Genomic DNA, 13702 nt, shown 5'->3' with positions numbered 1-13702 from the left:
TCAACTACTTGATTTCGTTGTCGTTTTCGCGAGGAACAGGACTATAGCAAAGACGCCGACGGCTTGCAAGGGTCTCTTCGTATGCTATCGTTGCCGCCGCCTCTACTTTATAGAACGACAACGATGCGTATTCCACATTTGTCCCCCATCCATAACGACGAACTTGCCGCTACGCTTGCGGCCGCGATCGACAACAAGACCAAGCCGCTCGGCAGCCTGGGACGCCTGGAAGCGCTGGCTCGCCAGCTCGGCCTGATCCAGGCCAGCGCCGCGCCGCGCATCGACCGCCCCGCTATATTAGTGTTCGCGGCGGACCACGGCATCGTCGCGGAAGGCGTGTCCGCCTACCCGCAGGAAGTGACCTGGCAAATGGTCGAGAACTTCCTGGCCGGCGGCGCGGCGATCAACGTCTTCGCGCGCCAGAACCATTGCGCGATCCAGGTCGTCGACGCCGGCGTGAACCACGATTTCGGTGCGCGCGACGGTCTCGTCGACCGCAAGGTAGCCTGGGGCACACGTAACTTCGCGCTCGAACCGGCGATGAACACGGAAGAATGCGCGCTCGCCATGGAGCGCGGCATGGCACTGGCGCGCGACCTGCCGGGCAATGTCGTCGGCTTCGGCGAGATGGGCATCGGCAATACCACCGCCGCGGCGGCCCTGATGCACAAGCTGGCCGGCATCCCTCTCCCTGAATGCGTCGGCGCCGGCACCGGCCTCTCCCCCGACGGCGTGCGCCGCAAGCAGGCCGTGCTCGCGGCGGCGGTCACTAAACATGCGGGCGTCGACGATCCGCTGGCGGTCCTGGCCACCTTCGGCGGCTTCGAGATCGCGATGATGGCCGGCGCCATGCTGCAGGCCGCCGCGCTGCGCAAGGTGCTGCTGATCGACGGCTTCATTGTCACCAGCGCGCTGCTGGCGGCGGCGCGCCTGCAGCCCGCGATCCTCGACTACTGCGTATTCGCCCACTGTTCGAACGAGCAGGGACATCGCCTGATGCTGGATCACCTCGGCGCGCGTCCGCTGCTGCAGCTCGACCTGCGCCTGGGCGAAGGCACCGGCAGCGCGCTTGCCCTGCCCCTGCTGCATGCGGCGGCGAACTTCCTGGCGGAGATGGCGACCTTCTCGTCGGCCCAGGTCAGCACGGGCGGCGGCGAATAAGATGCAGCAGCTGCGCCTGTTCTTCATCGCCCTGCAGTTCTTCACGCGGCTGCCGATTCCGCGCTGGGTCGGCTTCCAGCCCGAGTGGCTGCATCACGCGTCGCGCTACTTCCCGCTGGTCGGCTGCGTCGTCGCCGCGGTAGCGGCAGCGGTATATCTGCTCGCGGCCCTGGTGCTGCCGGCGCCGGTCGCTGCCGTGCTGTCGACCGCGGCCTCGATCTACGTCACCGGCGCCTTCCATGAAGACGGCTTCGCCGACACCTGCGACGGCCTGGGTGGCGGCCTGACGCGCGAACGCGTGCTCGAGATCATGAAGGACTCGCGCATCGGCGCCTACGGCGCAATCGGCATCGTCTGCATGCTGGGCGTGAAATGCACGGCGCTCGCCCTCTTGCCGCCGGGCGGCGCCATCGCCGCGCTGTTCGTCGCGCATCCGCTTTCCCGGCTTGCGGCCACAAGCCTCATCTGGCGCATGGACTACGCACGCGCCGAAGGCAAGGCCAAGCCGATGGCGCAGCAGATGACGGGGGCGGAATTCGCCATCGCCGCGCTCACGTCCCTGCTGCCGGGCGCGGCACTGGTCGCGGGCGAGCTGCTCACTGCCGCGGCACTGTGCGCCTGCATCGCAGCGGCGGCCCTGGCGGCGCTCTGGCTGGCCCGCAAGTTCCAGGCGCGCCTCCAGGGCTATACCGGCGACTGCCTGGGCGCCGTCCAGCAATTGGCGGAAGTGGCAGTCTACCTCGTTGTCCTGGCCAGCCTCGGCCACGGCGCACTGGCATAAGCATGCGCCTGCTGCTCGTACGCCATCCGCGTCCCGACGTCGAACCGGGCCTGTGCTACGGCAGCAGCGACGTCGCCGTCTCCGAGCAGGACACCATGACAGTACGCGACGCGCTTGCCGCCACCGGCCTGCCCGGTGCGCTGCCGGTCTACACCAGCCCGCTGCAACGCTGCGCCGGCCTGGCACGCGCCCTCGACGCTTCGGACGTCCGTGTCGACGCGCGCCTGGCCGAGATGGACTTCGGCGCCTGGGAGCTGCGCGGCTGGGACACCATCGGGCGTGCAGAAGTCGATGCCTGGGCCGGCGACCTCCTGCATTACCGCCCCGGCGGCGGCGAGTCCGTGCTCGATGTCGCGCGGCGGGTCGCCGGCTTCCTTGGCGACCTGCGCGCTGCCGGCCACCTCGAGGCGCTCGTCATCTGCCATGCGGGCACCATGCGCCTGCTGTGCGCACTGTTCGCCGGACAGCCATTGGCGGCGGCCGCGCTGGAAGCGGCGCGCACGCCGCACCGCATCGGCTACGGCGAACTGCTCGTGCTGAAAGACTGACAACACCGCCAACGACACCGTATAATGGCGCCGTTTTGGTGCTCGCGCCTGTGTTCACAGGCGCAGTTAAACGGGAAACACGAAGCCTCTCGAGGCCAACGTGTGCTGCCCCCGCAACGGTAAGCAAGTGCCGCGTTCGCGCGGCAAACCGTCTCCCCAGACCACTGTGCAGTCGCATGGGAAGGTCGGACGGCCCCACTTGCCAGCCCGGATACCGGCCAAAAGGTGGAGGGATGTCCGCGGACATCTCTCTGTTCAATCTGGCCTACGGGGACGTGGGCTGGTTGTCCAACCCGAGTACCGTCATGACCTTTCACGTTTCACGGCAAGCGGCCGCATCGTCGCTCGCGCTTGCCATGGCTGCGCCTTTCGCGCACGCCGATGCCATTTCCCCTTCCACCTCCATCGATACCGTCGTCGTCACCGCCGCGCGCATGCCGCAGCGCGCCGCCGACGTCATCGCCCAGACCACCGTCATCGAGCGCGACGAGATCGCGCGCTCGGGCGCCGGTTCGGTCGCCGACGTCCTGCAGCGCCAGCCCGGCATCGAGATCACGCGCAACGGCAGCGCCGGCGCCAGCACCAGCGTCTTCCTGCGCGGCGCCAACAGCAACCAGGTCGTGGTCCTGCTCGACGGCGTGCGCATCGGTTCCGCCACCAGCGGCGTCGCCAGCTGGAACGCGATTCCACTGGAAGCGATCGAGCGCATCGAAGTCGTCTACGGCCCCTTGAGCACCCTGTACGGCGCCGACGCCATCGGCGGCGTGGTCCAGATCTTCACGCGCAAGGGCGAAGCCGGCCTGAACGCCACGGCCTCGATCGGCGTCGGCAGCGAATCCACGCGCCAGGCCGGCGCCAACATCGCCGGCGCCAGCGGTGGCGAGCACGCCGTCAGCTATGCGTTCGGCGCGGGCCACGAAGAGTCGGACGGTTTCTCGGCCACCAAGCCGGGCGCCTTCGGCTACAACCCGGACGACGACGGCTACCGCCGCAGCAACGTGCACGGCCGTGTCGCGGTCGCCATCGCACCGGGGCACGAAGCCGGGGCCCAGTTCCTGCACAGCCGCCTGCGCGCCCAGTACGACAACGGCGCCGGCAGCTACGACGTCCATAACCGGCAGGACCTGAACACGGCCGCGGTCTTCGTCGCCAACCAGTTCACCGCGGACTGGCGCAGCGTCGTGCAGCTGGCGCGCTCCGAGGACAAGCTGGGCAGTTTCACCAGCGCGGCCGCCAGCGGCGCCAGCCAGATCGACACCCGCCAGGACGAGCTGACCTGGCAGAACACGATCAGCGTCGGCAGCGACACCCTGCAGCTGCTCTACGGCCACCGCAAGGAAGAAGTGGCGGCAAGCAGCACCCGCGCCCTGGGACGCGAGCGCATCACCAATTCGTATGCCGCCGCCTACGCGCTGCGCCGCGAGCGCCACCTGGTCGACATCAGCGCGCGCCAGGACAGGTCAAGCTACGGCCCGAAAACAACCGGCGCCCTCGGCTACGGCTACGACTTCGGCAGCGGCCTGCGCGCCACCGCCAGCATCGGTTCGAGCTTCCGCGCCCCGACCTTCAACGAGTTGTACTACCCCGGCTATGGCCTGGAGACCAACCGCCCCGAACGCGGCCGCAACGCCGAACTCGGCCTGCGCTACGACGGCCACGGCATGCAACTCGACGCCACCTGGTTCCGCAACCGCTTGAGCGACATGATCGTCTCGGCCACGCCCTGCCCGGACCAGCGCGACGGCCGCACCGGCAGCTGCGCCTACAACGTGGCCTCGGCCACGCTCGAAGGCGTGAATCTGTCGGGCGCGACCCGCATCGGCGCGCTGCGCCTGCGCGGCAGCCTGGACTGGCAAGACCCGCGGGACAATGGCACGGGCAAGCGCCTGGCACGCCGCGCCGCGAAACACGCGAACTTCGGCGCCGAATACGGCATGGGCAAACTGCAGACGGGCGCCGAATGGGTGGTGTCGGGCGAGCGCTACGACGACGCGGCCAACCTGCGCCGCCTCGGCGGCTATGGCCTCCTGAACCTGTACGCCACCTGGCAGCTCGGCGACCGGTTCTCGCTGCTGGCGCGCGTAAACAACGCGGCCGACAAGAACTACGAGCTGGCGCGCAACTACGGCACCGGCGGACGCAGCTGGTTCGCCGGCCTGCGCTACGGTATGTAGTCACGCAGCCATGCGCACGCTGCCCTCGTTCCCGCTGCGCCAGCGCGCCCTGTTGATCACGGGCTCGCTGCTGGTGGTGGCGCTCGCCTGCATGCTGTATGCCGGCATGACCGGCTCGATCCGGGTCGCGGCCGCCGAGCTGCCGGCGGCGCTGCGCCAGCTGCTCGAGGGCCGGCCGCAATCGCTGGCGGCCTCGCTGCTGGAACTGCGCGCCGGGCGTGCGCTGGTCGCTTTCGTCACCGGCGGCGCCCTGGCGCTGGCCGGCGTGCTGATGCAGGCGCTGCTGCGTAATCCGCTGGCCGATCCCTACATCCTCGGCATCTCGGCCGGCGCTTCGGTCGGCGCGCTCGCCGCGCTGCTGCTGATGGCCGCGCTGGCCACCGTCGAACTGGCGGCGGTCGGCGGCGCGATCGCGGTGTCCCTGCTGCTCTACCTGCTTGCGCGCCAGGACCTGCGCGGCGGCGCCGGCGTTGGCGGCGGCACCTCGACCCTGCTGCTGACCGGGGTCGTGATCTCGTCGCTGTGCGTGGCCCTGATCACCCTGATGCTGTCGATCGCGCCCGAGGGCCGCCTGCGCAGCATGGTGTTCTGGATGATCGGCGACCTGGCCGGCGCGCCGGTGCGCCTGCTGCCCTGGCTGGTGCTGGGCGGCGCCCTGTTGTATGCGCTGCGCCACGCGCGCGGCATGAACGTGATGGCTCTGCATGCGGACGCCGCGGTGACGCTGGGCGTGCACGTCGGCAGCCTGCGGCGCGGCCTGTTCTTCATCTCGGGCGTGCTGACCGCCAGCGCCGTCACCAGCGCCGGCTCGATCGGCTTCGTCGGTTTGATCGTGCCGCATGCCTGCCGCTTCGCCTTCGGCCCCGACCACCGGGTCCTGATTCCCGCCGCGGTGCTGGCCGGCGGCAGCTTCCTGGTTCTGTGCGACACCCTCGCGCGCACGGTCGTCGCGCCCCAGCAGCTGCCGGTCGGCGCCGTCACCGCGCTCATCGGCGCCCCCGTCTTCCTGTATCAACTGCACCGGCTGCGCCGCAGCTGAAGCCATTTCACGAGGCTCACCATGAACGACATGACACCCGAACAGACCGACGCGCTCAACGAGCGCCACCGCGTGCGCATGGAGCGCAAGAAAGCCATCATCGACGCGCGCATCCAGGCGGCCGACAAACAGGTCGGCATCATCATCGTCAACACCGGCAACGGCAAAGGCAAAAGCTCGAGCGCCTTCGGCATGGCGGCGCGCGCCCTTGGGCACGGCATGCGCGTCGGCGTGGTCCAGTTCATTAAGGGAGCCAAAGCGACCGGCGAAGAGAACTTCCTGCGCCGCTTCCCCGACGAGGTGAGCTTCCACGCGATGGGCGAGGGTTACACCTGGGAGACCCAGAACCGCGAGCGCGACATCGCCAAGGCGCTGGAAGCCTGGCAGCAGGCGAAACGCTTCCTGTCCGACCCGGCGGTCGGCCTGGTGGTGCTGGACGAACTGAACATCGCCCTGAAATACCGCTACCTCGACGTCCACACGGTGATCGAAGACCTGCTCGACCGCCCGCCCATGCAGCACGTCGTCATCACCGGACGCGGCGCGCCGCCGGAACTGGTGGCGGTGGCCGACACCGTCACCGAGATGAACGTCGTCAAGCACGCGTTCGCCGCCGGCATCGCGGCGCAAGCGGGGACGGAGTGGTGATGGGTGCGCAAGGCGCACGCATGGTCCTGGTCGCGGCGGTCGCCTCGGGCCAGGGTAAAACCACCGTTACCGCCGCGCTGGCGCGCAGCCTGGTGCGTGCCGGCCAGCGCGTGCGCGTCTTCAAGTGCGGTCCCGATTTCATCGACCCGATGCTGCTCGAACGGGCCTGCGGGGCGCCGGTCCATACCCTCGATCTGTGGATGGTCGGGCCGGACGAATGCCGGCGCCGGCTGGCGCAGGCGGCGTGCGAGGCCGACATCGTACTGGTCGAGGGCGTGATGGGCCTGTACGACGGCACGCCTTCGGCGGCAGACCTGGCGCGCGAATTCGGCATGCCCGTGCTGGCCGTGATCGATGCCTCGGCCATGGCGCAGACCGCCGGCGCGGTGGCGCGCGGGCTGCGCGACTATGGCCCGGTGCAACTGGCCGGCGTCGTCGCCAACCGTGTCGCCAGCCCCGGCCACGCGCAAATGGTGGCGGGCTCGCTGCGCGAGATTCCCCTGCTGGGTTCACTGCAGCGCCAGGCGCAGGCCTTGCCCGAGCGCCACCTCGGCCTGGTGCTGCCGGGCGAGCAGCCGCAGCTCGACGCCTACCTCGACGAACTGGCCGACGCGCTGCAGCTGGACGAAACGGCCTGGCAGGCGCTGCCGCTGCTGGCGCCGCAGGCGCTCGAGGGCCCCGTCATCGCACCGCTGCTGGCCGGGAAGACGATCGCGATCGCGCGCGACGCCGCCTTCGCTTTCCTGTACCCGGCCAACCTCGATACCTTGCGCATCCTCGGCGCACGCTTGCTCTTCTTTTCGCCGCTTGCGGACGAGCCGGTGCCTGCCGGCGCCGACGCGGTCTACCTGCCGGGCGGTTATCCGGAACTGCATGCGCAGGCGCTGGCGGACGCCGGCGCCTGGCATACCTCGATCAATGCCGCGCACGCGGCGGGCCTGCCGATCCTGGCCGAATGCGGCGGCATGATGGCGCTGGCCGACGAGCTCACCGATCCGGACGGACGGCGTTGGCCGATGGCGGGACTGCTGCCCGGGGTGGTCCGCATGCAGGCGCGCCTGGCCGGCCTCGGCGCGCAGGCGCTCGACACGCCGGACGGCGTCCTGCGCGGCCACACGTTTCACTATTCGCGCCTGGAGACGCCGCTGGCCCCGGACGCGCACACGGTGCGCCACCCGGCCGGCACGCCGGGCGAAGCGGTGTATCGCGTGGGCTCGCTCACCGCGTCTTACTTCCACGGCTATTTCGCCTCGAATCCGCGGGCGGTGGCCAGCCTGTTCACACGGGCGGCGCCGTGAGCGTCACCCTGATCGTCGGCGGCGCCCGCTCGGGCAAGAGCGCGCTGGCCGAACGCCTGGCGCGCGAGTCGGGCAAGGAAGTCGTCTACCTGGCCACCGCGCACACCGGCGACGGCGAGATGGGCGCGCGCATCGCGCACCACCGCGCGCGCCGGCCCGCCGCCTGGCGCACGGTCGAGGAGTGCCTGGCGCTGGCCGAGGTCTTGCGCCGCGAATGCACGCCTGGCCGCCTGGTGCTGGTCGACTGCCTGACCCTGTGGCTGACCAACCTGATGCTGTCCGGCGCCGAGCCGCTGCCGGAGACCGGCGAACTGATCCTGCCGCCAGGCTTCGCGCGCGAACGCGCCGCCTTCCTCGACCTGTTCAAGGCCGGCCTGCCGGGCGAACTGGTGCTGGTGTCGAACGAAGTCGGCATGGGCATCGTGCCGCTGGGCGCACTGACGCGCCGTTTCGTGGACGAAGCTGGCCGCTTGAACCAGGAGGTGGCGGCGCACGCCGGCCGCGTGATCCTGGTCGCGGCCGGCCTACCGCTGGTATTGAAGGGCGCGCCGTGCTGAGCGGCCTGGACGCCGTCGCGCTGGCCCTGCTGCTGGTGGCGGGCGTCGCGCTCGACCTGCTGCTGGGCGAAGCGCGGCGCTGGCATCCGCTGGTCGGGTTCGGCCGGTTCGCCAGCCTCCTCGAAGCGCGCCTGAATGGCGGGCGCCGGCGCCTAGCGAGGGGCGCCCTGGCCTGGCTGCTGGCGGTGCTGCCACCGGTGGTGCTGGCGTATTGGCTGGCGGAGTGGACAGGCATGCTGGCGCATGCGCTCCTGCTCTACTTCTGCCTGGGCCTGCGCAGCCTGCGCGACCATACGATACCGATCTTCGCCGCCCTGCGCGCGGGCGATCTGCCCGAAGCGCGCCGCTTGACCGGCCGCATCGTCAGCCGCGACACGGCGCAGGCCAGCCCTGCCGACCTGGCCAAGGCCGGCGCCGAGTCGCTGCTCGAAAACGGCAACGACGCCGTGTTCGGCACGCTGTTCTGGTTCCTCGTCGCCGGCGGGCCGGGCGCGCTGCTGTTCCGGCTGGCGAACACGCTCGACGCCATGTGGGGCTACCGCAATGCGCGCTTCGACCTGTTCGGCCGCGCCGCCGCCCGCATCGACGACGCATTGAATTTTGTCCCTGCCCGCCTGACGGCGCTCAGTTACGTGCTGCTGGCGCCGCGCGGCGGGCGTGCCCGCGCCTGGCATTGCTGGCGCGTCCAGGCCCCCGGCTGGAGCAGCCCGAACGCCGGCCCCGTGATGGCCAGCGGCGCCGGCGCGCTCGGCATCGCGCTCGGCGGCGCGGCGACCTATGACGGCGTGCGCGAAGAACGGCCGCCGCTCGGCCTGGGCCGCCGTGCCGCCCCGGTCGACATCCTGCGTGCCTGGCGCCTGGTGCTGGCGACCACGCTGTTGTGGATCGCCGCGAGCTGCGCCATGGCGCTGATGATCTATTGGAGCGGACATGCTTGAACACGGCGGCAACCTGCGCGCGGCGGCGCTGCGTTATGGCCGCGACGATTGGATCGATTTGTCGACCGGGATCAACCCCTGGGGCTATCCGGCGCCTGTCATTCCCGCCGACGCCTGGCACCGCTTGCCGGAACCGGATCCGGCCCTCGCCGCCGCGGCCTGCGCCTGGTACGGCGCGCCGCGGCTGCTGCCGGTCGCCGGCACCCAGGCGGCAATCCAGGCGCTGCCGCGTTTGCGCCCGCCCTCACGGGTGACGGTGTCGGCGCCCTCTTATGCGGAACACGCCCACCACTGGGGCCGGCATGGCCACCGCCTGCGCCTGGCATCGTACGAAGAACTCGATGCGGCGGTCGAGGACAGCGACGTGGTCGTGCTGTGCAATCCGAACAATCCCACCGGCGCCGTGGTGCCGCCGCGGCAGCTGCTCGACTGGGCGGCGCGCCTCGGCGCGCGCGGCGGCTGGCTGGTCGTCGACGAGGCTTTCGGCGACACCGCGCCTGGCCTGAGCGTGGCCGGCAGCAGTGCGCAGCCGGGGCTGATCGTGCTGCGCTCGGTCGGCAAGTTCTTCGGACTGGCCGGACTGCGACTGGGTTTTGTCGGCGCCCATCCGGCGCTGCAGGACGAACTGGCCGACCTGCTCGGGCCCTGGGCCGTCAGCGGTCCGGCGCAAACCGTCGCACTGGCGGCGCTGCACGACACGGCCTGGCAAGCGCTGACGCAAACGCGCCTGCAGACGGCGGGCGAACGCATGCGCGCCCTGCTGCGCGTGCACGGTATCGAGGCGAACGGCACGCCGCTGTTTCACTGGTGGCAGGCCGCGCGGCCGGAAGCGTTTCACGAACACCTGGCCAGCCGCGGCATCTGGTGCCGCCTGTTCACCCATGCTGCCCGCGGCATCCGGCTGGGCTTGCCCGCCAACGAAGACGAATGGCAGCGCCTTGCGCGCGCCCTGGAAGAATGGAGCGAACCATGAAACGACCTATCCTGCTGGCCTGCCTGCTGCTGGGCCAGACATTGAGCCAGGCTGCGCATGCAGTCACCGTGAAGGACGATGCCGGCGCCAGCGTCACGCTGGCGAAGCCGGCGCTGCGCGTGATCTCGATGGCGCCGCACGTGACCGAATTGCTGTTCGCGGCCGGCGGCGGCGAGCGGGTGGTCGGCGCCGTCGACTACAGCGACTATCCGGAGGCGGCCAAGCGCATCCCGCGCATCGGCTCGAACCGCGAGGTCGACATCGAACGCATCATGGCCCTGAAACCGGACCTGATCGTGGCCTGGATGCACGGCAGCTCGGAACGCCAGATCGAGCAGGTACGCCAGCTCGGCATCCCTGTTTATCTCAGCGATCCGCAAACCCTGGAAGGCATTCCCGCCAGCCTGCTGCGCCTGGCCCGGCTGATGGGCACCGAGACGGCGGCCGCTCCGGTGGCGGCGGGACTGCGCCAACAGCTGGCCGCCCTGCGCAGCCGCTATGCCGGCCGCGCGCCGGTACGCGCCTTCTACCAGGTCTGGGACAAGCCGCTGTACACGCTGAACGGCAAGCACATCGTCACCGATGCGCTGCGCCTGTGCGGCGGCGAGAACATCTTCCACGCACTGCCGGTGACGGCCCCGGTGGTGACGGTGGAAAGCGTGCTGCAGAATGACCCGGAAGCCATCTTCGGCACCGCCGAGAAGAACTATGGTGGCGTGAACCTGTGGCGCCAGTACCCGACCATGACGGCGGTGCGCAACCAGAACCTGTTCACGGTCGACGGCAACCTGCTCAACCGCGCAGGCCCGCGCATGATCGCCGGCGCCGCCATACTGTGCGAAAAGCTGGACGAAGCACGGCGCCACCGTAAATGACAGCCTTCCCTTTCCAGACCCTGATGGTGCAGGGAACGACCTCGGATGCGGGAAAAAGCACGGTCGTGGCGGCGCTGTGCCGTTTATTGAAACGCGAAGGCGTGCGCGTGGCGCCGTTCAAGCCGCAGAACATGGCCCTCAACAGCGCGGTCACGCGCGACGGCGGAGAAATCGGCCGGGCCCAGGCGCTGCAGGCGATCGCGGCCGGCCTGGCGCCGCACACCGACATGAATCCGGTGCTGCTGAAACCGTCGAGCGATACCGGCGCCCAGGTAATCATCCATGGCAAGGTGCGCGCCGAGATGAACGCGCGCGACTATCACCACTATAAAACGGTGGCGATGGCGGCGGTGCTGGAATCGCACCGGCGCCTGTGCGCGCAGTACGACTGCGTCGTGGTCGAAGGCGCCGGCAGCCCGGCCGAGATCAACCTGCGCGAGCGCGACATCGCCAACATGGGTTTCGCGGAAGCGGTCGACTGCCCGGTGATCCTGGTTGCCGACATCGACCGCGGCGGCGTCTTCGCGCACATCGTCGGGACGCTGGCCTGCCTGTCGAACAGCGAGCGGGCGCGCATCGTCGGCTTCGTGATCAACCGCTTCCGTGGCGACATCGGATTGCTGGAACCGGGACTGGACTGGCTCGAACGCGAGACCGGTAAACCAGTGCTGGCGGTGCTGCCCTACCTGCATGGCCTGTATCTCGATGCGGAGGACGCGGTGCAGCCGGCGCAGGCCGGGCGCGGCGCCTTCACGGTCGTGGTGCCGAGTCTGCCGCGCATGAGCAACCACACCGATTTCGACGCGCTGCGCGCCCATCCCGAGGTCGACCTGCGTTTCGTGCGCGAGGGCGAACCCATTCCGGCGGCCGACCTGATCATCCTCCCAGGCAGCAAGAACACGCGCGCCGACCTGGCCTGGCTGGGCGCGCAGGGATGGCCTGCGGCGATCCGGCGTCACCTGCGCTATGGCGGCAAGCTGATCGGCGTGTGTGGCGGCTTCCAGATGCTGGGGACACGGATCGACGATCCGCATGGCGTCGAAGGCAGCGCCGGCGCAGCGGAAGGGCTGGCCCTGCTGGAAATGACGACGACGATGACCCGGCACAAGCAGCTGCGCCAGGTCAGCGGCATATGCGCTTTCGATGGGAGCGGCGCGCAGGTCGAAGGCTACGAGATCCACATGGGCGAGTCGGAAGGCGCCGCCCTCGGCCAGCCGGCGTTTCGTATCGACGGTCGCGCCGAGGGTGCGTGCTCGATGGATGGACAGATCCTCGGCACCTACCTGCATGGACTGTTCGATCATCCGGATGCCTGCGCGGCGCTGTTGCGCTGGGCAGGATCGCGGACAGAGCACCGCGTCGATACCGCCGCCTTGCGCGAGGCGAGCCTGGAACGGCTGGCCGATGCCGCGCAACCGCTGCTCGCGCGCCTGCGATCGCTACCATTCTCTTGATAGATAAGGGCTATCTCTTTGCTTAAATCAATTTAATTTACGCATTTGATGAGAATGACTATCATTTGCCTCTGATTGTGCCAAGCAGGAGTAGCAAATGATCGTCGCAGCAAAACGACTCAGCCAGGTAGCGACCCATATGGGCATCGCCTATGCGTTGGCCTACGCCATGACGGGCTCGGCGGTGTTCAGCGGCCTGGCGGTGCTGGTGGAGCCGGTGATCAACGTCTTGCTGCTGCCCTTACACGAAGCGGCCTGGGCGAAACGGCACCGCAAGGCACGCGATGTGCGTGCGCGCTACGCCTCGGTTGCGCTTGAAAAGATCAGCCAGACCGGCCTGCATGCCGGCGTCGCCTTCGGCGTGATGGCTGTCGCGACGGGGTCGTTCGCACTCGGCGGCCTGGCTGCGCTGCTCGAGCCGGTCTGCAATGTCATCGTCCTGCCGCTGCACGATCGCCTGTGGGACAAGCTCGAGCGTGCCTGCCAGCCGGCTGCCCAGCTTCGCGGCGCCTGAGCGTGGCGGCGTAGCGCCCACCTGAGGGCGCATCCCTGGCGCCTCCTTGTCTTACGCCCTGGATCCGTGATCGGCCGGGGCGTTTTGCTTTGCGCTTCCGATCAATGTCCGCCGTGGCCGTGTCCGCCACCGTGATGTCCCCAACCGCCGCCGTGGCCGGACCAGCCATGGTGGCCGCCGTGATAGCCGTCGTGGCCACCGTGGTGGTAATAACCGAAGCCGAAGTTCAGAGAGACCGGTGGCCCGACATAGGAAGGATAGCCATAATAGCGATACGGATAATAGTAGGGATAAGAGTAAGGATAGGAGTAGGGGTAAGTGTAATCGTTGGGGTAGGAGTAAGCGTAATAAGGATCGTAGACGCAGCCACCAAGCCCGCCGGCCAGGAACGCGACGACCGCAAGCCCTTGTACTGCTCGGATACTTCGGGTGTTCATGACAGTTCCCGGAAACGAGGACCCTGCTTCATCCTAGTACAGCATGCCAAGTTTTCAATAGAACTGTTCGTCAAGCACCTGGGAGCCCTGGTAGGGTGGGCTCTCGAGCCCACGCGGTCTCACCGGCCGAACATCCGCGGCGTGAAGCCCAGTAGGGTGGGCGCGGCCGGCGTAGACACCTGTGTCCACGCGGTCTCGCCGGATGATCAGCCAGCGGCCCGAAGAGTATGGAGAACCAACGAAAACGGATACCTGAAACGCAAAAAACCCCGCAGAGATCACTCTGCGGGGTTTTGCTTATAACT

The 13702-nt window shown here is 69.0% G+C and carries 14 protein-coding genes and 1 riboswitch; of the genes, 13 read left to right on the top strand and 1 reads right to left on the bottom strand.

What is annotated here, in order from left to right; genetic code table 11:
* Positions 1 to 123: 123 nt before the first annotated feature.
* From cobT to RT688_RS23135, 13 genes are all read left to right on the top strand, one after another.
* Positions 124 to 1161, top strand: coding sequence for a nicotinate-nucleotide--dimethylbenzimidazole phosphoribosyltransferase (gene cobT / locus RT688_RS23195; RefSeq protein ID WP_313707196.1), 1038 nt, complete (start codon positions 124 to 126; stop codon positions 1159 to 1161).
* Between the two features lies 1 nt (position 1162).
* Positions 1163 to 1942 (top strand): adenosylcobinamide-GDP ribazoletransferase, encoded by a 780-nt coding sequence (locus tag RT688_RS23190; RefSeq protein WP_313707195.1) that lies wholly within the window; start codon positions 1163 to 1165, stop codon positions 1940 to 1942.
* A 2-nt stretch (positions 1943 to 1944) separates the two neighbouring features.
* On the top strand, positions 1945 to 2490 hold the full coding sequence (locus RT688_RS23185) for a histidine phosphatase family protein (RefSeq protein WP_313707194.1): 546 nt from the start codon (positions 1945 to 1947) through the stop codon (positions 2488 to 2490).
* Positions 2491 to 2509: 19 nt separating this feature from the next.
* A riboswitch (cobalamin riboswitch) is annotated at positions 2510 to 2728 on the top strand.
* Positions 2729 to 2846: 118 nt separating this feature from the next.
* Positions 2847 to 4664, top strand: a complete 1818-nt coding sequence (locus tag RT688_RS23180) for a TonB-dependent receptor domain-containing protein (RefSeq protein WP_313707193.1) — start codon at positions 2847 to 2849, stop codon at positions 4662 to 4664.
* A gap of 10 nt (positions 4665 to 4674) precedes the next feature.
* Entirely contained in the window at positions 4675 to 5703 is a 1029-nt protein-coding gene (locus RT688_RS23175; RefSeq protein ID WP_313707192.1) for an iron ABC transporter permease, read from the top strand.
* Positions 5704 to 5724: 21 nt separating this feature from the next.
* Positions 5725 to 6351, top strand: coding sequence for a cob(I)yrinic acid a,c-diamide adenosyltransferase (cobO, locus tag RT688_RS23170; RefSeq protein ID WP_313707191.1), 627 nt, complete (start codon positions 5725 to 5727; stop codon positions 6349 to 6351).
* Positions 6351 to 7649 (top strand): cobyrinate a,c-diamide synthase, encoded by a 1299-nt coding sequence (locus tag RT688_RS23165; protein WP_313707190.1) that lies wholly within the window; start codon positions 6351 to 6353, stop codon positions 7647 to 7649. Before cobO ends, RT688_RS23165 begins: the two co-directional genes overlap by 1 nt.
* The gene (gene cobU / locus RT688_RS23160; RefSeq protein WP_313707189.1) at positions 7646 to 8206 is read left to right on the top strand and encodes a bifunctional adenosylcobinamide kinase/adenosylcobinamide-phosphate guanylyltransferase; all 561 of its coding nucleotides are present in this window, start codon (positions 7646 to 7648) and stop codon (positions 8204 to 8206) included. Before RT688_RS23165 ends, cobU begins: the two co-directional genes overlap by 4 nt.
* A complete protein-coding gene (locus RT688_RS23155; protein WP_313707188.1) occupies positions 8200 to 9144 on the top strand; it encodes a CobD/CbiB family cobalamin biosynthesis protein in 945 nt (314 codons plus the stop codon). The genes cobU and RT688_RS23155 overlap by 7 nt, the downstream gene beginning before the upstream one ends.
* Positions 9137 to 10117 (top strand): threonine-phosphate decarboxylase CobD, encoded by a 981-nt coding sequence (cobD, locus tag RT688_RS23150; RefSeq protein ID WP_313707187.1) that lies wholly within the window; start codon positions 9137 to 9139, stop codon positions 10115 to 10117. Before RT688_RS23155 ends, cobD begins: the two co-directional genes overlap by 8 nt.
* Positions 10114 to 10992, top strand: coding sequence for a cobalamin-binding protein (locus RT688_RS23145; RefSeq protein ID WP_313707186.1), 879 nt, complete (start codon positions 10114 to 10116; stop codon positions 10990 to 10992). The genes cobD and RT688_RS23145 overlap by 4 nt, the downstream gene beginning before the upstream one ends.
* Positions 10989 to 12446: a cobyric acid synthase gene (locus RT688_RS23140; RefSeq protein ID WP_313707185.1), complete on the top strand. Its 1458-nt coding sequence runs from the start codon at positions 10989 to 10991 to the stop codon at positions 12444 to 12446. The genes RT688_RS23145 and RT688_RS23140 overlap by 4 nt, the downstream gene beginning before the upstream one ends.
* 97 nt (positions 12447 to 12543) lie before the next feature.
* The gene (locus RT688_RS23135) at positions 12544 to 12960 is read left to right on the top strand and encodes a DUF2061 domain-containing protein (RefSeq protein ID WP_313707184.1); all 417 of its coding nucleotides are present in this window, start codon (positions 12544 to 12546) and stop codon (positions 12958 to 12960) included.
* A 101-nt stretch (positions 12961 to 13061) separates the two neighbouring features.
* On the opposite strand, the gene RT688_RS23130 is transcribed toward RT688_RS23135, so the two are convergent.
* Complete coding sequence (locus RT688_RS23130; RefSeq protein WP_313707183.1) at positions 13062 to 13397, bottom strand: hypothetical protein; 336 nt, start codon at positions 13395 to 13397, stop codon at positions 13062 to 13064.
* Positions 13398 to 13702 lie beyond the last annotated feature (305 nt).

This window comes from Massilia sp., from assembly GCF_032106685.1.
Classification (GTDB): Bacteria; Pseudomonadota; Gammaproteobacteria; order Burkholderiales; family Burkholderiaceae_D; genus Telluria.
This window is presented reverse-complemented; position numbering and strand designations above follow the sequence as displayed.

Coding starts and splice junctions, on each gene's coding strand:
- cobT (WP_313707196.1), top strand. CDS start 124: ATGCGTATTCCACATTTGTCCCCCATCCATAACGACGAACTTGCCGCT.
- RT688_RS23190 (WP_313707195.1), top strand. CDS start 1,163: ATGCAGCAGCTGCGCCTGTTCTTCATCGCCCTGCAGTTCTTCACGCGG.
- RT688_RS23185 (WP_313707194.1), top strand. CDS start 1,945: ATGCGCCTGCTGCTCGTACGCCATCCGCGTCCCGACGTCGAACCGGGC.
- RT688_RS23180 (WP_313707193.1), top strand. CDS start 2,847: ATGGCTGCGCCTTTCGCGCACGCCGATGCCATTTCCCCTTCCACCTCC.
- RT688_RS23175 (WP_313707192.1), top strand. CDS start 4,675: ATGCGCACGCTGCCCTCGTTCCCGCTGCGCCAGCGCGCCCTGTTGATC.
- cobO (WP_313707191.1), top strand. CDS start 5,725: ATGAACGACATGACACCCGAACAGACCGACGCGCTCAACGAGCGCCAC.
- RT688_RS23165 (WP_313707190.1), top strand. CDS start 6,351: ATGGGTGCGCAAGGCGCACGCATGGTCCTGGTCGCGGCGGTCGCCTCG.
- cobD (WP_313707187.1), top strand. CDS start 9,137: ATGCTTGAACACGGCGGCAACCTGCGCGCGGCGGCGCTGCGTTATGGC.
- RT688_RS23145 (WP_313707186.1), top strand. CDS start 10,114: ATGAAACGACCTATCCTGCTGGCCTGCCTGCTGCTGGGCCAGACATTG.
- RT688_RS23140 (WP_313707185.1), top strand. CDS start 10,989: ATGACAGCCTTCCCTTTCCAGACCCTGATGGTGCAGGGAACGACCTCG.
- RT688_RS23135 (WP_313707184.1), top strand. CDS start 12,544: ATGATCGTCGCAGCAAAACGACTCAGCCAGGTAGCGACCCATATGGGC.
- RT688_RS23130 (WP_313707183.1), bottom strand. CDS start 13,397: ATGAACACCCGAAGTATCCGAGCAGTACAAGGGCTTGCGGTCGTCGCG.